Source organism: Mesorhizobium sanjuanii, assembly GCF_002529485.1.
GTDB lineage: Bacteria > Pseudomonadota > Alphaproteobacteria > Rhizobiales > Rhizobiaceae > Mesorhizobium > Mesorhizobium sanjuanii.
Window position 1 is genome coordinate 1 of the sequence record NZ_NWQG01000188.1, and the last position, 19,944, is coordinate 19,944.

A 19,944-nucleotide genomic window follows, 5' to 3' on the forward strand; every position below is an offset into this window, starting at 1 on the left:
ATACTATTCCCTCGCCGCGGTCTCCAAGGAGGTGGCGCAGAAGGTCAGCGCGCTGGCGCGCGAGCGGATGGGCGGGCTGCAAAGCATCACCGCCGAGCCGCAGCAGCCGCGCGTCACGCTGGTCGGCCATCGCTGGGATACGGCGTGCGGGGAGCTGCGCCGGTTCCTGGCCCGCAACCAGATCTCGTTCAACTGGCTGTTGCCCGACACGGCGGATGCCGAGGCGTTCTGGGCGGGCCGGCCGGCGTTCGATGGTCCCGTCGCCCGGCTGGCGGATGGCGAGATCATGGAAAATCCGGCCGTGCGCGATCTTGCCATTCGCCTCGGGCTGCAGACGCGGCCGCGCGGCACCGAATATGATGTCGCCATCATCGGCGGCGGGCCGGCCGGGCTCGCGGCGGCGGTGTATGGCGCGTCCGAGGGGCTGCGCACCATCGTCGTCGAGCGCGAGGCGCCCGGCGGGCAGGCGGGAACTTCGTCGCGCATCGAGAACTATCTCGGCTTTCCCAGCGGCATTTCCGGCGACGAACTGGCCAGCCGCGCGCTGCAGCAGGCGCGGCGGCTGGGCGCCGAAATCCTGGTCACCCGCGCGGTCGCCGGCATCGACACGGCCACGCATGATCTCCATCTCGACGGCACCGATGTCGTGCGGGCGCGCAGCCTGATCCTGGCGACCGGCGTGACGTGGCGGCGGCTCGGCATCGACGGGTTCGACCGGCTGATCGGCAAGGGCGTCTATTACGGCGCGGCGCGCAGCGAGGCCAGCGCCACCCACGGCCAGGATGTCTACCTGATCGGCGCCGGCAATTCGGCCGGCCAGGCGGCGATGTATTTTTCCGGCCATGCGCGCAGCGTGACGCTGCTGGTGCGCGGGCCGTCGCTTGGCGACAGCATGTCCCACTACCTGATCGAGCAGCTCAGGATGAGATCGAACGTCAAGGTCCGGCTGCGCGCGGAAGTCCAGGCCGTGCATGGCGAGACGCACCTGACGGCGATCGATATTCTCGACAAAACCACGAACGAGGTGAGCCGGCACGAGTGCGGCGGGCTGTTCGTGTTCATCGGCGCCAATGCGGAGACCGAATGGCTGCCGGCCGATGTTGTGCGTGATCAACGCGGCTATGTGCTGACCGGCGACGATGTGAAGAAGGCCGGCGGCTGGTCGCGGGAGCGCGACCCCTATCTGCTCGAAACCAGCGCGCCCGGTATCTTCGCCTGCGGCGACGTGCGGCTGAGCCCGGTCAAGCGCGTGGCCTCGGCCGTCGGCGAGGGCAGCATGGCGATCGCCTTCGTCCACCAGTATCTGGCGCATGAGAAGGCGCGCCGCTAAGGCTTTCGCTCTATCGCGTTTTACGATTTCCCCCTCTCCGTCTCGGCTTCGCCGAGCCACCTCTCCCCCACGTTGTGGGGGCGAGGAACCCAAGCTTTTCAGGGTCGCGACCTTGGCGGTTAGCGTTTCCTCGCCCCCATGAAATGGGGGAGAGGTGGCTCGGCGAAGCCGAGACGGAGAGGGGGGCTTCGCGCTTCCATATGCGATTAGCCTGCGCGCAAACGCAGGGAACATGCGTCAATACAGGCCCACACCGCTGAAGATCGTGAAGTTGTCGGCGCTGCGGTTGCCTGAATTGCTGGAATCGTCGGTGGTGACCAGCGTCATGCCTTGCCGCATCGCCTTTTGCACCTTCTTCAATATGTCGGGATAGGCCTTGATCCTTTGCAAGGCTTCGGTGTCCGACGCCCGGTCCTTCGATGAATAGGCCATCGACGTCCAGGTCAGTTGCGCATTGTTCTCGTCGACCCCGGTCAGCGTATAGAGATGGCTGCCGATCGGCTTCTTCGGATTGGCGATATCGACCTTGCCGGTCGCGGTGATGCGGCCATTTTCCCACAGCGTCAGGCTGCGGTCGCGGCCGCTGACGACGATGCTGGTGGTTGTCGCCTTTTCCGTCCGACCCTCGGAATATTCGTGACGCTTGATCGACGCATCCACCGCGCCAAAGGCCTTTTTTCCATAGTCGCCAAGCACCATGCCGGGATGCACGACCGAACTCGGCTGCGAATCCTCGTCGGCGATCACCACCGTCATGCCCACCTTGGTGATGGAGAACAGCAGTGCCGAAAACCCCATGGGCAGGCGAACGCAGCCATGCGAGGCCGGGTAGCCGGGCAGATTGCCGGCGTGGAGCGCTACACCCGACCAGGTCAGCCGGTTCATGTTCGGCATCGGCGCGTCATTGTAGGTGCTCGACTTGTGGTCCTTGTCCTTCTCCAGGATCTTGAACACGCCGGTCGGCGTCTCGTGGCCCGCCTTGCCGGTCGAGCAGGTGGAGGCGGCAATGCGGATGCCGTTGCGATAGACGTGAACCACCTGGTCGGGGATCGAGACGATGACCACCACGGGCCCGCTCGGCGAGCGTTCGGGAAACCAGTTGAACTCGCCATTGGCGAGGAATTCGGCGGTCTTGTCGACACGGGCGGCGAAGGCGCCGGGCAGGCCCACCCGGACCAAGGCTGCCGAGGCCGCAAGGCCCATCCAGAATCCGCGTCTGTCGATCATTCCCAGACCCCCTCAAGTCGAGAATTGGTTTCAAGCGTCGGCGAGTTCATCCAGCGTAATGCGGCGATGAATAAATTCAAGCAGGCACCGGTCTGCCCGTGCCAGTTCGCAAATTCCTGGGATCGTTCGGGCGCGTGCGGCGTTCAAGGAGATACGCAACGGAGGAGCAGAAAATGGGCGACGATCGGCACAACAAGATCCAAGAGCGGGCACACCAGATCTGGCAACGCGAGGGTGGCATGCACGGCGATCACGAGCGGCACTGGCACCAGGCCGAGGCGGAAATCGACCGGGAAGCCGCTTTGCCGCTGACCGCGGACGATGCCTTGCCTGAAACCGGCGAGATCGCCAGCTCCGACGTGCTGACGGTCGAAGCGCTGGCCATGCGCACCGGCATATCGGGCGATGAAGCGCAGGAGCTGATCGACAGGCTGGGCGGGGATCGCGCGGCAATCGAGCAGGCCGCGCGCAGCCTCGAGATGAAACGCCGGCGTTAGCCGGCCTGTAGCCAGCGCAGGCAGTCCTTCGTCGGAACTCTTGGCCGCCTCACAGGTTGATCCTGTCTAAACGGAAGGAGACCAGTCATGGACCATGCCAACCACATACGGCTCAGCAATGCGGAGCTAACCCCGGACCTACTCGAAGGCGCCACCATCTATGGCCCCGAGGACGAAAAGATCGGCTCCGTCGATCATCTGCACGGCAGCCAGGTCGTCATCGATGTCGGCGGCTTCCTGGGCATCGGCGCCAAGCCCGTGGCCGTTGCCGCCAACCAGCTTGACTTCATGCGCGACGAGGACGGCGACGTCCATGCCGTTACCAGCTGGACGAAGGACCAGCTAAAAGACATGCCCGAGCACCGCGACTGAACGAAGGCCCGGCAAAGTCCGGGCCTTTCTTCTCGGCCGTGCATGGCGTTCCTCAGATTGTCGCCTCGATCGGCTCGGCCAGTCTGGGGTTCGCCCGCATGGCGATCAGGCAGCCGGCGATGATCAGGCACGCCCCGGCCAACGTCGTCCAGGTGACCGCCTCTTCGAAGATGAGCCAGCCAAGCGCGACCGCCCAGATGAAGGCCGAATATTCCGTCGGGATCAGGTATTGCGCTTCGGCGCGGGCGTAGGACCAGCTCATCAGGAATTGGCCGACAAGCGACAGCGCCGTCACCCCGGCCAGGGGAAGCCAGAGATTGGCCGGCAGCGCGACGGCGAGCCATGGCGCGGCGAGGCCGAGGATGACTGCGATGGCGAGGTTCTGGAAGAACATGATCTCGATCGGCTTGGCCAGCAGCGCCTGTTGCCGGGCAAGCACCAGATTGTAGGCGTAGAACACCGTCGATACGAGCACGGAAGCCGTGCCCAGCACGGCGTCCTGCGAATAGCTTGCCCGCCCGAACTGGCCGGCCATGATGATCGCAACGCCGGCGAGGCCGGCCATCGACGCCCAGATCGCCTGCCGCCGGATGCGTTCGCCCAGCAGCAGCGCGGCGAGGAACAGCGCGAACAGGGGCGCGATGAAGCTGAGCCCGATCGCCTCCGCCAGCGGCAGCCTGGCGAGCCCCCAGAAGAAGCATAGTATGACGATGCCGACGATCACGGCGCGCAGCGCATGCAGCCCCAGCACCGGAATGGTTGGCAGCGTGCGCGGCCCCGCCGACCAACCCGCGCCCGCGACCAGAGCCGCCAGCATGCTGCGCCACAGCACGGTGTTGTAGACGCCCACGGCGAGAACCAGGACCTTCATCGCCACATCCATCGCCGACAAGAGGAAGATCGCCAGCGCGCAAATGAGCACCGGGATCGTCGGGGCGCCTGTCAGGCTCGATGTCTTCACGGGCTGAACTCATGTGACGGTTGCAGCCGGATATCTCACAGCAAACGGCATGACCAGATGGCAGCCCCGCCGACATGGCGGTCCAATGCGGGCAGGCGGGAGCGTCGTGGCAGGACGTTGTGCCGCTCGCAGGGCGCGCATTTCACGGTCCGCAAAATCTGCTTATGGCGACGCCAGGCGATCCCAGCGCCGCAGCATGCACCTCGATCACTCCGCAGTCAGAACAACCTTGACGCTTTGGGAGCGGTCGGCGGCGAGGCGGAAGGCCTCGGGCGCGGACGAAAGGACGCGTTCGGCGGTAACCAGCTTCAAGACCTCGACTTCTCCATCGACGATGAGAGCGACCGCGTGATTGAATTCGGCGCCGAAACGGAATGACCCCTTCAGGTCGATCTCCTTGGCCATGACGGCGTTGCCCGGCACCGGGATCTGGCCGCCCGGCAGATTGCCGACCTGGACGACGACGCCGCCGCGCCGGACGCTGGCGATCGCCGCGGTGAGGCCGGCCGCGGTGCCTGAAATTTCCAAAGCAATATCGAATGGTCTGTCGGCGGCAAGCGCCTTGAGTTCGGCATCGCCGCCGGAAAGATCGATCGTCTGATCTGCACCCAGCCGGGTGGCGAAGGCGAGCGGCGCCGCGGCTATGTCGGCGACAGTTATCCCGCCGCAGCCTTTGAACCTGGCCGCGAGCATGGTGAGAAGTCCGATCGGCCCGGCGCCGAAGAGGATGACATTCCTGTCAGCGATCGCGCCGGCTCGCGCCACTGCGTGCAGGCTGACGGCGAGCGGCTCGGCGAGCGCCGCCGCTTGATATGACACATGCTGCGGGACCTTGACGCATTGCGCCGGCGTGGCGTCGAAGACGCTGGCGAACCCGCCTTGCATATGCGGCGTCCTGGAAGCCGAACCCATGAAGTAGATGTTCTCGCAGAGATTGGCGCGGCCTTCGGCGCATCGCGCACAATGTCCGCACCACCGCGACGGGTTGACCGCAACACGGTCACCGATGGCAAGTCCGGACGCCGCGGCGTTGATCTCGACAATCTCTCCGGCAACCTCGTGACCGAGTACGAGCGGAGATGTGACGACGAAATCGCCGGTCCGCGCATGGCGGAAATAGTGCAGGTCGGAGCCGCATATGCCGCCAGCGCCGAAACGCACGCGCACCATGCCCGACACAAGGGGTTCGAGCGGACGCTCCACCATGCGCAGGTCTTCGGGGCTGAACAACGTCGCGGCGATCACAGTGCCGGTCATTTGATCAGTCCCATTTGTGTCGGCAGCCACAGCGTGATGGCCGGAATGAAGGTGATCAGGATCAGCGCGACCAGCAACGGCACAAGCCAGGGCAGGATCGCCATCGTCGTGCGCTCGACCGACAACTTGGCGATCCGCGAGAGAACGAACAGCACCATGCCGAGCGGCGGATGCAGAAGGCCGATCATCAGGTTGAGCGTCATGATCAGGCCGAAGTGCACGGGATCGATGCCGTACAGGACGACGATGGGCAACAGGATCGGCACGAGGATGGTGATCGCGGCGATGGTATCAAGAAAGCATCCCACCACCAGCATCAGGATGTTGATCAGAATCAGGAACACCCATTTGTTCTCTGTCAGCGAGGTGATGAATATCGAGAACATCTGCGCCGCTTGGCTGACGGTTAGCAGCCACGCGAAGATCGACGCTGCGGTGACGATGAACAGAACCGACGCCGTCGTCTCGATCGTGTCGAAGCTGGCCTTGGCCAGCGTTGCGAATGTCATCGTGCGATAGCGCACGAGCCCCAGGAACAGCGACCAGATGACCGCGGCCATGGCCGCCTCGGTTGGCGTGAACCAACCCATTGTCATGCCGCCGATCAGGATGATGGGCGTCATCAAAGCCATCACGGCGGAGAAGTCGAAATACCAGTCGCAGGCGATCAGAACCGCGAGAGCGATGCCGACGGAGATGTTGAGCGACAACCCGGCGCTCACCAATATGTAGACCAGGACCGGAAAGCAGGCGACGATCAGTATCTCGAGAGACGCGGCGCCGAGTTTGCGCAGTTCGAAGGGCGTGTCGGAGCCCCAGCCGCGGCGATAGGCGAAGATGGCGACCGTCACCATCATCAGCACCGTCATGACGACGCCGGGCAGGATGCCTGCCATGAACAGCGCACCGATGGAGACGTTGGCCATCATACCGTAGATGACAAAGGGCAGAGACGGCGGAAAGATCGGGCCGAGCGTCGAGGATGCAGCGGTGACGCCGACAGCCGCCTCGACCGGATAGCCGTGATCACGCATGGCCTTGATCTCGATCGTACCGATCCCGGCAGCATCTGCGAGGGCCGCGCCCGACATGCCAGCGAAAACCACCGATCCGATAATGTTCACCTGAGCGAGGCCGCCCTTCATCCACCCGACAAGTGCCAGCGCGAACGAATAGATGCGCCCGGTGACGCCGGCGATGTTCATGAGATTGCCGGCAAAGATGAAGAAGGGCACGGCGAGCAGCGGAAAACTCTCGACGCCGGCGATCATGCGCTGCGCGGCGATGATGTCGGGCGCCACACCGTAGAAGACGAGGTAAAGCAGCGACGAGACAGCCATCGACACGGCGACGGGCACACCGATCAGCATCAGGACGAGAAAGGCACCGATCAAAAGCAGCATCGCCTTACTCCCCCAACCCTTCGAATGCGGCGGGGCGCTCGAGCACCGAGTATCCGCGGCGAATGTTGCCGACGAACACCTGGATCGCGCGAAGCATCATCAGCACGAAGCCGGCGAACACGGAGTAGAAGACGATGTTGCGCGGAAGGTTGATCGTGACCATCCGCTCGCGGTGGACGATCCCGACATAGCGCCACAGAAGCCAGGACATGTAGGCGAAAAAGCCGATGGTGATCAGGTTCACCGCAAGCGCCAGATAGCGCCCGACCCGCGCCGGCAGATAGTGGTAGAGCACATCGACCTGGATGTGGCGCGACATGCGGGTGCACATCACGGAACCCAGAAACACGACGACGACAAGGCAGTTGATCGCGATCTCTTCGGTCCAGGCATAGCTGTTGTTGAGGACATAGCGGGTGAAGAACTGCAGGAAGACGCAGAACGACATGCCCCAGAACACTGCGAGTGTCGCCCAGTCCTCGACTGCGTAGCGAGAGAGGTCGACGGGCGCGGTCTCCTCCTCGAAGGCATGCGCCAGTTCTTCGGCTGTCACCGGGTTGTGAATCTCTTCAGTCATCGGCATGGCTCCGGGTTGAACGACCTGCGATGTCGTTGTCCAAACCGGTCCGGACGCAGATACGCCGGACCGGTTTGAAAGCGATTACTTGATGGCGCGGATCGCCTCCCAATCTGCCTTGCGGTAGCCGAACTCCTCGAACGTCACTTTTTCCATCACGTTCTTCTCGAAGTCGGCCCGATCGACTTCGGTCACGGTCAGGCCGCGGTCCTTGAAGGTCTGAACGAGGCCCTTCTCGCGATCCACGATGATCTTGGTGGCGCGCGCGGCGGCTTCCTGCATCACTTCGGTGAAGATCGCCTTGTCCGCGTCAGAGAGCTCGGCCCAGCGCGATTTCGACACGATCGTGTTGAGATGGTCGACGATATGACCGGTCAGGACGATGTGCTTCTGCACCTCGTAGAATTTCTTCGCGTCGATCGTCGTCAGCGGGTTTTCCTGTGCCTCGACCGTGCCCTGCTGCAAAGCCAGATAGACCTCGGCAAAGGCGATCGGCGCAGTGTTGGCACCGCAGGCGCGCGGCATTGCGAGGTAGGCCGGCACATCCGGCACCCGGATCTTCAGGCCCGCCATGTCCGCGCATTTCGCGATAGGCCGGTTCGAGGTGGTATGGCGCGTGCCGTAGTAGGTCGTTGCTGTGATGTGATGGCCGGATGCTTCCTCGTAGCCGCGGGTCAGTTCCTTGTATTTGTCGCTTTTCGCGTAAGCGAGCAGGTGGTCGGCGTCGCGGAAGGTGAACGGAAAATAGGTCACCCCGATCGGCGGGAATTCGCGCGCCGCGAAGCTTGATCCGGAAATGATGATGTCGACCGTGCCCAGGGTCAGACCCTGATTGATATCGGCTTCCTTGCCGAGTTGGGACGCCGGAAACACGTCGATCGTATAGCGGCCGTCGGTGCGCTTCTTGATTTCTTCTGCCGCCCACACGGCCTCCGTGTGGAAGGGCTCGGACGTTTCATACACATGCGCCCATTTCAACGCCGTTTGTGCCGAGGCCGAAGCCATGGGCAGAGCGACCGTGGCGATCGCGCAGAGCAGTGCGGTATACCTTGAAAACATCTTCATTCCTCCCTGTGGTTGGACCGATGACGGCCGGATCTCCTCCCGGCCGGTTCTATTCCGCAACCTCCATGGTTGCGGGGCTCTCACCGAAATTGCGTGAGAATCGAAGTTGCGACCGACGCAGATGTTCCTGCATCGCTGCCTTTGCCCTTTCCGGATCGCGCGCCGCTATTGCGTCGCGCACCGCGCGATGCTCTGCCGCGGCGGCCAGCCATGAGTCCTTGTTCTCGAAATAGCTCGAGAGCCGTTCGAAATAGGGGTTCATGCGCTGGTCGAACATCTCGCCGATAAAACGCACCAGCACCGCGTTGCCGAGGATGCCCGCCACCGTCGTATGGAATTCCCGGTCAAGCATGATGGTCGTCGTGGCAGGCAGGCTTATGTCGTCCATCCGGCGCAGCGCATCGTCCAGCAGATCGAGATCGGTCGACCGAACCTGGAGAGCGGCTTCCGCGGCGATCGCACCTTCGATGAACTCCCGCGCCCGCAGCAGTTCGAACGGGCCTTCATCCGTTTCTGCGGCGAGTATTTCGGCGCGCGGCGGGGCAGTGACGTAGATGCCAGAGCCGACGCGAATGCGTATGCGGCCCTCAACCTCGAGCGCTATTAGCGCTTCACGGACCGTCGGACGCGAGATTCCCAACTGGTCGGCCAATTCCCGCTCCGTCGGCAGACGATCGCCAACGCCAAACTCACCAGAACCGATCAGCTGCCTCAATTGATCGGCGACCTGTCGATAGAGCCGACGCGGCTCAACAGCCTGGATAGGCATCGCTCCTGCTCCCGAAGTCGTCTTCTCTCCAATTTGGTAAATTGGTCTGGCCAATTGACCTTTAGCGGGTGAACAGCACGAGTCAAGAGCGATGTAAGGGTCTCATCGGCGGAGCCTCGAATCTGTGCCAAGCCGCCGCCTCCGTGCGGGGCCCCGCCGACCAACCCGCGCCCGCGACCAGAGCCGCCAGCATGCTGCGCCACAGCACGGTGTTGTAGACGCCCACGGCGATAACCAAGACCTTCATCGCCACATCCATCGCGGACAATAGGCGGACAATAGGAAGATCGCCAGCGCGCATATAAGCACCGGGATCGTCGGGGCGCCTGCCAGGCTCGAAGTCTTCACGGCTGAACTCATGTGACGGTGCAGCCGGATATCTCACAGCAGACGGCATGACCAGATGGCAGCCCCGCCGACATGGCGGTCCAATGCGGAGAAGCGGGAGCGTCGTGGCAGGACGTTGTGCCGCTAGCAGGGCGCGCATTTCACGGTCTGCAAAATCTGCTTATCACCCTCAGCAGACCCTCACCCCGCAACCGCGGGAACCACGCGCCGGCACCGGCAGTGCCGCTCGTTGCCAGGCGCTCCGTTTCGGCATCGCCGGAACTGGCGCGCTGCGGGGCGTGACGCAGGACGCTGATGCGACAAAGCGCTACTGGGCGGCAGCCAGAGCCCAGTCCTGTGTCGTTCCCTGACGTTCGCACGGAACGTTGACAGCGATTCCCGGCCAGTTCAGTCTTCACCTCGGGCAACAGGGAGCGTCAACACGCTGGCAATCGCTATGCCGGCAAAGGGAGGACATCATGTACAGGCTTGTATCCGCAATTTTGGCGGGCGCGGCTCTATCCTTTGTGTCATTACTGCCCGCTACCGCGCAAGACTCGACCGAATGGATCGGCACCTGGACCGCAAGCCCGCAGCCGGTTTGGCAGGCCGACTTTCCGATTCCGCTCGGCTTTCCCAGCAACTATTTCCGCAGCACGATCCGGCAAGTCGCGCGTATCAGCATAGGCGGCAGCAAGGTGCGCATCGTCCTTTCCAACGAGTATGGCACACAGCCGCTTAGGGTCGGGGCCGCCCATGTCGCCATCACCACCGACGGAGCGGCGATCAAGCCCGAGTCCGACCGCGTCCTGACCTTCGGCGGCGAAAGCTCTATCACCATTCCCCCCGGTGCTCCCGCCATCAGCGATCCCGTCGACTTGACTGTGGCGCCGCTTTCCGAACTCTCCGTCAGCCTGTACTTCCCCGAAAGCGCGGCTGCCACGACCATGCATTGGGACGGGCACCAAACTGCCTATGTGGCCGCCGGCGACAAGACCGGCGAGGCCGATCTGAAGGCGGACTCGACACAGACGCAGCGCGTGTTCCTGTCCGGGATCATGGTTGACGCGGCCGACGGCGCGCGTGCCGTGGTCCTTTTCGGCGACTCGATCACCGACGGCGATGGCTCCACCATCGACGGCAACGACCGCTGGCCTGATACCCTTGCCAAGCGGCTGCAAGAGGCCGGCGGGGCACCGGTAGCCGTGCTCAACCAGGGGATTTCCGGGGCAAAGATCCTATCGGACAGGATGGGCGTCAACGCGCTGGCCCGCTTCGACCGCGATGTACTCAACCAGGCGCGCGCCGACACGGTCGTGCTGATGATGGGCATCAACGATATCGGCTGGCCGGGAACCGGCCTGGCGCCGTCCGACACCCAACCCGCTGCCGAGCAAATCATCGCCGGCTACAAACAGTTGATCGCACGCGCCCACGCCGACGGCATGCGCATCGTCGGCGCTACCTTGACACCATTCGGCGACGCCTTCGCAGGCTCGCCCTTCGAGGGCTACTACACCGAGGACAAAGAGAAGATCCGTCTGGCCGTGAACGACTTCATCCGTTCCGGAGCGTTCGACGCCGTCATCGACTTCGACAAGGCGGTGGTCGACCCGGCAAAGCCCGGCTACATCAAGGCGGAATTCGACAAGGGCGATCACTTGCATCCCAACCCGGCAGGCTACAATGCCATGGCCGGAGCTATCGACCTCGGCGTGCTTTCTGCTCAATAGCTGGGTAGCCGACCGTGTGACAGCTAAGCGAATCGACGGCGTGGTGGCACCACACCACGCCGCACGCGCGCGAGAAACTTCACTTCACGGACGGATTCCGGTCAGACGGGTAGCTTCCGCGGCACGAACGTCCGGTTGTCGAGATTTAGAACCAGAACCTGCCAGTCCGCTCTCACCCCAAAGGCGACGCCAGACTACCTGCGCGGCGACGACCCGCTTCTTGTGCCGAGCGCCGGCTTGCTCCTGTCGCAACGCGCTATTTCGCGAGGCCGCAAAACACCGCCCATTAACCTTTCGTTAACCATGCCTGGCCTAGCGTTTAACCACTCAGTAAGGATTCGCCGCCAGTGACCTTTGCCGCCCCCCTCGAGGCCAAATCCATCCGCTTTCGCGCCCGCTCCTTCGTCGCCTTCACGCTGACGCCGGAGGCGCCGCTTTCGGAGTGGCTGGAGAGCCTCGACCGCTGGATCGGCAACTCGCCGGGCTATTTCACCGGCCGCCCGGTGCTGCTCGATCTCAATGTGCTGAAGCCCGAGGTGAGCCAGATCGAAACGCTGGTCGTCGAGCTCGGCCATCGCGGCATCCGCATCTATGCCATTGAGCTCGAAGGCGGCGCGGCGCTTGGCGCCCACCTGCCGCCGGCGCTGATCGGCGCCAAGGAGGCGACGTCGGACGGACTGCTGGCCGGCGCCAAGGCCGCGGCTGCCGCGGGCAAGCCGGAAGAGGCGAAGGCGGACGAGGGCAGCCAGGCGCGGCTGGGCGGCGATACGCTGATGGTCAAGACGCCGATCCGCTCGGGCCAGTCGGTGTTCCACGCGCATGGCGATGTCATCGTGCTGGGTTCCGTCGCCTCCGGCTCCGAGATCGTGGCCTCGGGTTCCATCCACGTCTACGGCACGCTGCGTGGGCGGGCTTCGGCCGGCGTGCTCGGCAATTCGGCGGCGCGCATCTTCTGCCGCAGGAACGAAGCCGAATTGCTGTCGGTGGATGGCTGGTACTGCACCGCCGAGGAGATGGAAGCGTCCGTGCGCGGCAAGGCCGTCCAGGCGTTTCTCGACAATGACACGCTGCGCATCGCGGCGCTCGGCTGACAAGACAACAACAAAGGAGGCATTTTTCATGGGCAAGGTAGTGGTGGTCACGTCGGGCAAGGGGGGCGTCGGCAAGACGACCTCGACGGCGGCACTGGGCGCCGCGGTCGCCAAAACCGGCAAGAAGGTGGCCCTTGTCGACTTCGACGTCGGCTTGCGGAATCTCGATTTGATCATGGGCGCCGAAAGGCGCGTGGTGTTCGACCTGGTCAACGTCATCCAGGGCTCTGCCAAACTCTCGCAGGCGCTGATCCGCGACAAGCGGGTCGAGACGCTGTTCCTGCTGCCGGCCTCGCAGACGCGCGACAAGGACGCGCTGACCGAGGAGGGCGTCGGCGAGGTGATCGAGCGGCTGCGCTCGGTGTTCGACTATGTCTTCTGCGACAGCCCGGCCGGCATCGAGCGCGGCGCGCAGCTGGCCATGCGCTTTGCCGACGAGGCGGTCATCGTCACCAACCCGGAAGTCAGCTCGGTGCGCGATTCCGACCGCATCATCGGCCTGCTCGACGCCCGCACCATGAAGGCCGAGCAGGGCGAGCAGATCGCCAAGCACGTGCTGGTCACGCGCTACGACGCGGGGCGCGCCGCGCGCGGCGAGATGCTCAACATCGACGATGTGCTGGAAATCCTGTCGACGCCGCTGCTCGGCATCATCCCCGAGAGCCAAGATGTGCTCAGGGCTTCCAACCTCGGTTCGCCGGTAACGCTGAGCGAACCCCTGAATTCCGCCGCCCGCGCCTATATCGACGCGGCCAAAAGGCTCGAGGGCGAGGACTTGCCGGTCGTCGTGCCGTTCGAGCGCAAGGGCTTCCTCGACCGGCTGTTGGGAAGGAGGGCGGCATGAACCTGCTCGAACTCTTCAGGCGGCGCGGCAGCGCGCCGGTGGCGCGCGAGCGGCTGCAGGTGCTGCTCGCCTATGAGCGCCGCAACCGCAGCCAGCCCGATCTGGTTTCCATCCTGCGCGAGGAGATCATGGCGGTCATCGCCAAGCACGTGCAGATCGACCAGGATTACCTCAAGGTCTCGATGGATCGCGGCCAGACGATGTCGACGCTGGAGATCGATATCCAGATCCCCAACAAAAGTGCCGCCCCGCTGGCGATGGCGGGTTGAGACCGTTTGGAAATTCTACTCTGGCGGCCATCTGATGGCGTTTTCTGCGCTTCTGGTGCTCACGTACTCAAGTACGCTCCGCTCCGGCCTTCGCCGGCCGAAGCCCTCATAGGCGCCTCCGTCCTATGAAGGCTACGGCCGGCATAGGCCGGTTCTCGAAACCACCATCATATGACTCGCCAGAGCGAATTTCGAAACGGTCTCTGAGCGGCGCTTTGCGAGTCTAATCCTGGGCGAGCGGCGATGCCGGCATCCCCGCCGCCGCTACCCCAGCCACCACCACAGCAGGCCAAGCACCGCGATCACACCGGCCACCGACAGGCCCAGCATGATGTAGGCGCCCTTGATGATGTCGCGGATGATCTTCTTGACGCTTTCGCGGTCATTGAGGTTGGGGAACGGCTCGGCCGGCTCGGCCACGCCGAGAAACCGGCACAGCGGCGCCCAGCCATCGGTCACCTTGAACACCAGCAGCTTCTCCGGCGGCACGGCCGCCTTTACCTCCTCGGTGTAGGCGTTGTAGCGCGCGACGGCGCTGTCGCGGTCGCCCATCACGCCGGCCAGCGTGCGGCCCCAGATCAGCTTGCGCGACATGTCGCCGAATTTTGCGCCGAACGGCGTCAGCCACTCCAGGACCTTGAACTGCCAGACATTCTCGGTGAAGTAGATCGTGTCGATCGTGCTGTCGTACCAGGCTTCGGCGCCGCGCGGATGCAGCGTCAGCAGCACCTTGGCGTCGGGATTTGCGGCCAGCAATTCCTTCCACACGCAGCAGCCTGGATTGTCGACCGTCGCGGTGTAGTTGGCAAAGACCCGGTTCCAGTCATGTTTGCTGCCCGGCGGGCTGTTCGCCACCATGCGCCAGAAGTCGAGATGGCCCTTGTTGGCCTTGTTCAGGATCACTTCCTGCATGTGATAGCAGGGCAGGCCGAGCCGGTTCAGTGCGGCGAAGGTCGACCATGTGCCGGTGCGGCCGAAACCGGCCCCGATGAGCTTGAGCGTCATTCCCCATCCCCCGATCGGAGCGCCGCGCGTCCTGGAACGCGCAAAGGACACTCCGCCCCTCGAATCCGCATCGTGCCTTTTCCGAAAATCGATTCTGAATTCACGGCAGATGCGATGGACTCATACTCTTTTATATCAGTCCACGGCGATTATGGTGCGCCCAGACGCGTCGGCGCGCAACGAATTTCCATCATCTCTGCCCGTAACGGATTTGGCTGCCTTTTTGAGTGAGCCAGCGGACGCCAGGGAGCGTCGCCACCGGCGAGTGCCACGAATCATTTGGAATTGTTAAAATGTCTTCAGGCCCGTTAACCAATAGACCAGATGGTCTAGACCTGATCCCACCAGTTGGGCGCGGACTTGTTAGGTTCTGGGAACGTGCATTGGACGTTCCGTTACTTTAGTCAAACAATATATATCGCTCTGATACTTATGGGCTAGGGGAGGGCCGATGTAAAACGTTGCCCGAGGCTTGCCCGACCTCGTCCGGGGTGGAATGCCGACGCTCCCGGCCGCGCCGGCTGGCGGTTCAGATGGGCACTGGCCGATGGCGGCCTGGAGATGTAAAAAGCCGTCCGACGACAGGTCGGTAAGGTACTATCGGATGCGCCGGTCGAATGAGGAATGCCATGGCTCTCGACGCCTCCGGACCGCCACGCGTGATCCTCTTGCTTGGCAGCGCGCCCGATGTGGTGCGCTGCGAGACCTGGCCAAAGCAGGCCTTCAGCAGGATCGTCGCCATCAACAATGCCTGGCGCGTGCGCCCCGACTGGGATTTCCTCGTCCATGCCGGTGATTTTCCGGCGGACCGGCTGCCGCGGGGCGACGTCCTGCGGCAGGCTGAGATCTTCAGCGCCGCGCATTACGTGCCGGCGCAGAACGCCTTCGGCGGCTTTGTCTATGCCGGCGGCACCATGGCGATGACGGCGGCCTACTGGACGATCCACAGCCAGAAGCCCGACGTGCTGGCGTTCCTTGGCTGCGACATGATTTACGACCAGGTCGGCAACACGCATTTCTACGGCATCGGCCGCGCCGATCCGCTGCGTGACGACCCGACGCTGCGCAATCTCGAGGCGAAGTCCGCGCGCCTGCTCGTCCAGGCGCTCAGGCGGGACTGCCTGTGCGTCAACCTGTCCAATCTGCCTCGCAGCCGGCTCATCTTTCCGAGGCTGACAGTCGATGAATTGAATGGCCTTTCCCATTCGAGGATTGCCGAAATGAAAGCGGAGATCCTTGCCGGCATCGAGCTCGACAAGGCCGACAGGGCGGAGGAGATCGAACAGGATCTCGGCTATTTCTACGAGGACGGCATGTACTGGACGCATCTCGACGAGATCGACGAGACGTATCTCGCCGACATCGACCGGCTGTGGATGTCGGCTGTGGAAAGGGGCCGACCGGCAGCTTGAGGGCTCAGCTTACTCCGCCGCCAGCTTGTCCTGCGTCCTGGTTTCGAAATCGCTGGCGTCGTGGCGCTCGTGCAACTGCATGGCGGGTTCGCCGAAGGCGCGGTTGACCATGCGGCCGCGCTGCACCGCCGGCCGTGCGTCGATGGCGGCGGCCCAGCGCTGGACGTTCTTGTATTCCTGGACCGAGAGGAACTCGCCGGAATCATTGTACATGCGGCCGAGCGCCAGACCGCCATACCAAGGCCACACCGCCATGTCGGCGATGGTGTAGTCGGCGCCGGCCAGATATTCGGTCTCGGCCAGCCGCCGGTCGAGCACATCAAGCTGGCGCTTGGTCTCCATGGCGAAGCGGTCGATGGCATATTCGATCTTTTCCGGGGCATAGGCATAGAAATGGCCGAAGCCGCCGCCGAGATAGGGCGCCGAGCCCATCTGCCAGAACAGCCATGACAAGGTTTCCGCGCGCGCCGGTTGCTCGGTCGGCAGGAATTCGCCGAATTTTTCGGCCAGATGGACCAGGATCGAGCCGGATTCGAAGACGCGGATCGGCTTCTTGCCGCTGCGGTCCATCAGCGCCGGGATCTTGGAGTTGGGATTGACCTCGACGAAGCCGCTGCCGAACTGGTCGCCGTCATTGATGCGGATCAGCCAGGCGTCGTATTCGGCGCCGCTGTGGCCGAGCGCCAGAAGCTCTTCGAGCATGATCGTCACCTTGACGCCGTTGGGCGTCGCCAGGGAGTAGAGCTGCAGCGGATGCTTGCCGACGGGCAGCTCCTTGTCATGCGTCGGGCCGGCGATCGGCCGGTTGATGCTGGCGAACGCGCCGCCATTCGCCTTGTTCCAGGTCCATACTTTCGGCGGTGTGTATTCGGTCATCAGGAGAGGCCTTGTGTTTTTGGCGGGGGAAGTCTTGGGAGGGCAGCTTGCGCGATGGGAGGTCGGTTCGGTCAGGATCGGTCTACATCAAACTACAGATAGCGCGGATGGCGGAAAGTTCAACTTGCGTTGAACTATTGTTGAAGCCGGCGCGGGTTCCTCCTTCTCCGACAAGGGTCCCCTCGGGGAGAGAAGCGAAGTCTGCCCTTGCGCGCGACCCTGAGCGCCATACCTATAGAGGATACCGGGCCTAGCCGGCCCTCATGATCATTGCCGGGACAAAAGCATGCCTATCGATACTATCCTGCGGTCCATCGTGGCCGTGCGCGCCTCAATCCCCGACGATGCCTTCACCGCCAATGCGCTGGGCACGAACCGGGAAGGCAGCGGCGTCGTCATCCGCGACGACGGGCTGGTGCTCACCATCGGCTATCTCATCACCGAGGCGGAGGAGGTCTGGCTGACCAGCCATGACGGTCGCGTGGTGCCGGCGCACGCGCTCGCCTACGACCAGGAAACCGGCTTCGGCCTGGTACAGGCGCTGGCCCCCCTCGGGTTGCCCGCGGTGGCTCTCGGCGACGCGGCCAAGGCCGGCATCGGCGATCCGGTCGTGCTCGCCGACGGCGTCGGCCGCTCTGTCAGGGCGCACATCGTCACCAAGCAGGAATTCGCCGGCTATTGGGAATATCTGCTGGACGAGGCGATCTTCATCGCGCCGGCGCATCCGTCCTGGGGTGGCGCCGCCCTCATCGGACAGGACGGCAGCCTGCTCGGCATCGGCTCGCTGCTCCTGCAGATGAGCCGCAATGGCGAGATCGCCGATATCAACATGGTCGTGCCGATCAATCTTCTGCCGCCCATTCTCGACGACCTCCTGACGCGCGGCCAGGCGGCCCGGCCGCCGCGCCCATGGCTCGGCGCCTTCTCGGCTGAGAGCAATGGCGAGGTCGTGGTGATGAGCGTCGCCGAAGGCGGCCCGGCGGCGCGGGCCGGCCTGCGCCAAGGCGACATCATCTCCGACGTGCGCGACGGCGAGGTCGACGGTCTGGCCGATTTCTATCGCAAGCTGTGGCGGAACCCGGCCGGCGCCGAAATCCCGCTACGGGTGGTGCGCGACGGCCGCGAAACCTGGCTGCGCGTGAAATCGGCCGACCGCAACAGTTTTCTGAAGAAGCCGCATTTGCAGTAGCGAGGCGTAGGAACTGCCCGGCCTTCGCCTTCCGACGATCACTCACCGCAGGCGGCAAAGCCCGTGCCTTTATTCCATTCCGCGAAGGGAATGACCTTGCCCTCGACCGACACGGTCTTGTCCACCGTCGCGCCATCGGGCTGTTTCTTGCTGCTTTTGCCCTTGCCGGTCAGAACGTTGTAGTCGCAGGCGCTTTCGACATTGTCCTTCAGATAGTCGCGATGGTCGTAGGCATAGCCGGCGACGATGAAGGCGCCGTTGCGCCAGGCGATGGTCAGCGTCTCATTGGTGCGCTCGCTTCCCGTTGGCATGGCCGGCAGATAGAGCCTGATCGAGCCGTTGGGCAGCGCGGTCAGCTCCGGCTCGGTGTCGGAGGCCTCGTAGCCCGGCCGGTCGTAGCCGTTCCATTCCCCGTAGATCTGCTCACGCACGATGCCGGCCGGCTTGAGAAAATTGTGCTCCTTATCCCCAAGGAAGAAATACATGTCCATCGGGTCGGTGGGCTCGGTCTCGACGATCATCGCCAGGTCGGTGGCGCCGTCGCCGTTGAAGTCGCCGGTGAGCGCGGTGATGATCTTCTGGCTTTCGATCGGTTCGGCCATGGCCGCGCCGCAGAGTGGAGAACTTGCCAGCAGCAAGGCAAGGCCGACAAGCATCGATCGCATGGCATATCCCGAGGTGGGGGTGAAATGTCTGGAATGAAAACAGGACGATAGAAGATTTTGCGGAAGCTACATCACTGCGCGGAGATCCGCCATGGGCGTCGAGGAACAGCGTCCCAGGCGTTTGACTATGCTCGGCCTGATGTCTTGTCCTCGCCAAAAATCCCGATCAGCCAGTCGATGAATACGCGTACGCGCGGCGCTAGCTGGCGGTTCTGCGGGTAGAGCGCGGATACCGGCGTCGGCGCCGGCGGAAAGTCCGGCAGTACTTCGACAAGAATGCCCTTGGCGAGATCCGCGGCGAAGCGGTAGTGCGGCGCTTGCACCAGGCCGAAGCCGAGGCGCGCCAGTTCCGCCATCGTGTCGGAGCCATTGACCGTCACCCGGCTGGGCAGGGTGACATAGCGCAACGCGCCACCAATGGTGAATTCGAGCGGCATGACCTCGCCGGTCCGCGACGAGCGGAAGCCGACCATCAGATGGCCGTCGAGATCGTCGGGAGTTGTCGGCATGCCGTGCTTTTCGAGATAGGCCGGGCTGGCGCAGGTGACTTCGCGCAATGTCGCCACCTTCCGCGCGATCATGCCGCTGTCGGCCTGTTCGCCGGAACGCAGCACGCAGTCGACGCCTTCGCGCACGAGGTCGACCAGCCGGTCGCCATCGCCGATATGCAGGTCGATCCTGGGGTAGCGGTCGAGGAATTCGGAGAGCCGCGGCAGGATGAAATGGCGGGCCATGAAACCGTGCACGTCGATCCTCAGAAGGCCCTGCGGCTGCGCCGCCTGGAAGCCGGCCTCGGCATCCTCGATATCGGCGAGGATGGCGAGGCAGCGCTGGTAGTAGGCCTGGCCGTCCAGCGTCGGGGTGACATGGCGCGTCGTGCGTTCGAGCAACCTCACCCCCAGCCGCGCCTCCAGCCCCTTGATCGCCTCGGTGGCGGTCGATCGCGACAGGCCGAGGTCGGCGGCAGCCGCGGTGAAGCTGCCGCGCTCGATCACGCGGGCAAGAAGGCGCATCCGGTCGAGACTGTCCATGTCAATTGTTCGCCATATCCGAATGGTGTTGGCAAGGCCTGAGC

Annotated in this window: 20 protein-coding genes; 9 read left to right on the forward strand and 11 right to left on the reverse strand. The window is 63.8% G+C overall.

Features of this window, described 5'->3' with window-relative positions; translation table 11 throughout:
- Positions 1–1,330 (forward strand): NAD(P)/FAD-dependent oxidoreductase (locus tag CN311_RS24905; RefSeq protein ID WP_097576327.1); only part of this gene is annotated, 1,330 nt, incomplete at its 5' end.
- A 237-nt stretch (positions 1,331–1,567) separates the two neighbouring features.
- On the opposite strand, the gene CN311_RS24910 is transcribed toward CN311_RS24905, so the two are convergent.
- On the reverse strand, positions 1,568–2,557 hold the full coding sequence (locus tag CN311_RS24910) for a L,D-transpeptidase (RefSeq protein ID WP_165779836.1): 990 nt from the start codon (positions 2,555–2,557) through the stop codon (positions 1,568–1,570).
- A gap of 173 nt (positions 2,558–2,730) precedes the next feature.
- Here CN311_RS24910 and CN311_RS24915 point away from each other — a divergent pair, with 173 nt between their 5' ends.
- Complete coding sequence (locus tag CN311_RS24915) at positions 2,731–3,054, forward strand: DUF2934 domain-containing protein (RefSeq protein WP_097576328.1); 324 nt, start codon at positions 2,731–2,733, stop codon at positions 3,052–3,054.
- An 87-nt stretch (positions 3,055–3,141) separates the two neighbouring features.
- Positions 3,142–3,426, forward strand: coding sequence for a photosystem reaction center subunit H (locus CN311_RS24920; RefSeq protein WP_097576329.1), 285 nt, complete (start codon positions 3,142–3,144; stop codon positions 3,424–3,426).
- 52 nt (positions 3,427–3,478) lie between these two features.
- On the opposite strand, the gene CN311_RS24925 is transcribed toward CN311_RS24920, so the two are convergent.
- The 6 genes from CN311_RS24925 to CN311_RS24950 all read right to left on the reverse strand — a co-directional run bounded on the left by CN311_RS24925 (position 3,479) and on the right by CN311_RS24950 (position 9,458).
- On the reverse strand, positions 3,479–4,387 hold the full coding sequence (locus tag CN311_RS24925; RefSeq protein WP_097576330.1) for a DMT family transporter: 909 nt from the start codon (positions 4,385–4,387) through the stop codon (positions 3,479–3,481).
- 207 nt (positions 4,388–4,594) lie between these two features.
- Positions 4,595–5,644, reverse strand: a complete 1,050-nt coding sequence (locus CN311_RS24930; RefSeq protein ID WP_097576331.1) for an L-idonate 5-dehydrogenase — start codon at positions 5,642–5,644, stop codon at positions 4,595–4,597.
- The gene (locus CN311_RS24935) at positions 5,641–7,047 is read right to left on the reverse strand and encodes a TRAP transporter large permease (RefSeq protein ID WP_097576332.1); all 1,407 of its coding nucleotides are present in this window, start codon (positions 7,045–7,047) and stop codon (positions 5,641–5,643) included. Before CN311_RS24935 ends, CN311_RS24930 begins: the two co-directional genes overlap by 4 nt.
- A gap of 4 nt (positions 7,048–7,051) precedes the next feature.
- Positions 7,052–7,624, reverse strand: a complete 573-nt coding sequence (locus tag CN311_RS24940) for a TRAP transporter small permease (RefSeq protein WP_097576343.1) — start codon at positions 7,622–7,624, stop codon at positions 7,052–7,054.
- Positions 7,625–7,708: 84 nt separating this feature from the next.
- Positions 7,709–8,683, reverse strand: a complete 975-nt coding sequence (locus CN311_RS24945; RefSeq protein WP_097576344.1) for a sialic acid TRAP transporter substrate-binding protein SiaP — start codon at positions 8,681–8,683, stop codon at positions 7,709–7,711.
- A gap of 55 nt (positions 8,684–8,738) precedes the next feature.
- Positions 8,739–9,458, reverse strand: a complete 720-nt coding sequence (locus tag CN311_RS24950) for a FadR/GntR family transcriptional regulator (protein WP_097576333.1) — start codon at positions 9,456–9,458, stop codon at positions 8,739–8,741.
- Positions 9,459–10,264: 806 nt separating this feature from the next.
- Between CN311_RS24950 and CN311_RS24960 the strand changes: the two genes are divergently transcribed.
- From CN311_RS24960 to minE, 4 genes are all read left to right on the forward strand, one after another.
- Positions 10,265–11,518 (forward strand): SGNH/GDSL hydrolase family protein, encoded by a 1,254-nt coding sequence (locus CN311_RS24960; protein ID WP_097576334.1) that lies wholly within the window; start codon positions 10,265–10,267, stop codon positions 11,516–11,518.
- A 347-nt stretch (positions 11,519–11,865) separates the two neighbouring features.
- Positions 11,866–12,609, forward strand: coding sequence for a septum site-determining protein MinC (minC, locus tag CN311_RS24965; RefSeq protein ID WP_097576335.1), 744 nt, complete (start codon positions 11,866–11,868; stop codon positions 12,607–12,609).
- 28 nt (positions 12,610–12,637) lie between these two features.
- On the forward strand, positions 12,638–13,453 hold the full coding sequence (minD, locus tag CN311_RS24970; protein WP_008876959.1) for a septum site-determining protein MinD: 816 nt from the start codon (positions 12,638–12,640) through the stop codon (positions 13,451–13,453).
- Positions 13,450–13,722: a cell division topological specificity factor MinE gene (gene minE / locus CN311_RS24975; protein ID WP_097576336.1), complete on the forward strand. Its 273-nt coding sequence runs from the start codon at positions 13,450–13,452 to the stop codon at positions 13,720–13,722. Before minD ends, minE begins: the two co-directional genes overlap by 4 nt.
- Positions 13,723–13,986: 264 nt before the next feature.
- On the opposite strand, the gene CN311_RS24980 is transcribed toward minE, so the two are convergent.
- Complete coding sequence (locus CN311_RS24980; RefSeq protein ID WP_097576337.1) at positions 13,987–14,727, reverse strand: sulfotransferase family protein; 741 nt, start codon at positions 14,725–14,727, stop codon at positions 13,987–13,989.
- A gap of 629 nt (positions 14,728–15,356) precedes the next feature.
- Between CN311_RS24980 and CN311_RS24985 the strand changes: the two genes are divergently transcribed.
- Positions 15,357–16,139, forward strand: coding sequence for a hypothetical protein (locus CN311_RS24985; protein WP_097576345.1), 783 nt, complete (start codon positions 15,357–15,359; stop codon positions 16,137–16,139).
- Positions 16,140–16,148: 9 nt separating this feature from the next.
- Here CN311_RS24985 and yghU read toward each other — a convergent pair whose 3' ends face one another.
- Positions 16,149–17,015, reverse strand: coding sequence for a glutathione-dependent disulfide-bond oxidoreductase (gene yghU / locus CN311_RS24990; RefSeq protein ID WP_097576338.1), 867 nt, complete (start codon positions 17,013–17,015; stop codon positions 16,149–16,151).
- Between the two features lie 286 nt (positions 17,016–17,301).
- Between yghU and CN311_RS24995 the strand changes: the two genes are divergently transcribed.
- Positions 17,302–18,204 (forward strand): S1C family serine protease, encoded by a 903-nt coding sequence (locus CN311_RS24995; RefSeq protein ID WP_097576339.1) that lies wholly within the window; start codon positions 17,302–17,304, stop codon positions 18,202–18,204.
- A gap of 38 nt (positions 18,205–18,242) precedes the next feature.
- Here CN311_RS24995 and CN311_RS25000 read toward each other — a convergent pair whose 3' ends face one another.
- Positions 18,243–18,869 (reverse strand): hypothetical protein, encoded by a 627-nt coding sequence (locus tag CN311_RS25000; protein ID WP_097576340.1) that lies wholly within the window; start codon positions 18,867–18,869, stop codon positions 18,243–18,245.
- A gap of 125 nt (positions 18,870–18,994) precedes the next feature.
- On the reverse strand, positions 18,995–19,900 hold the full coding sequence (locus tag CN311_RS25005; RefSeq protein ID WP_097576341.1) for a LysR family transcriptional regulator: 906 nt from the start codon (positions 19,898–19,900) through the stop codon (positions 18,995–18,997).
- Positions 19,901–19,944: the final 44 nt, after the last annotated feature.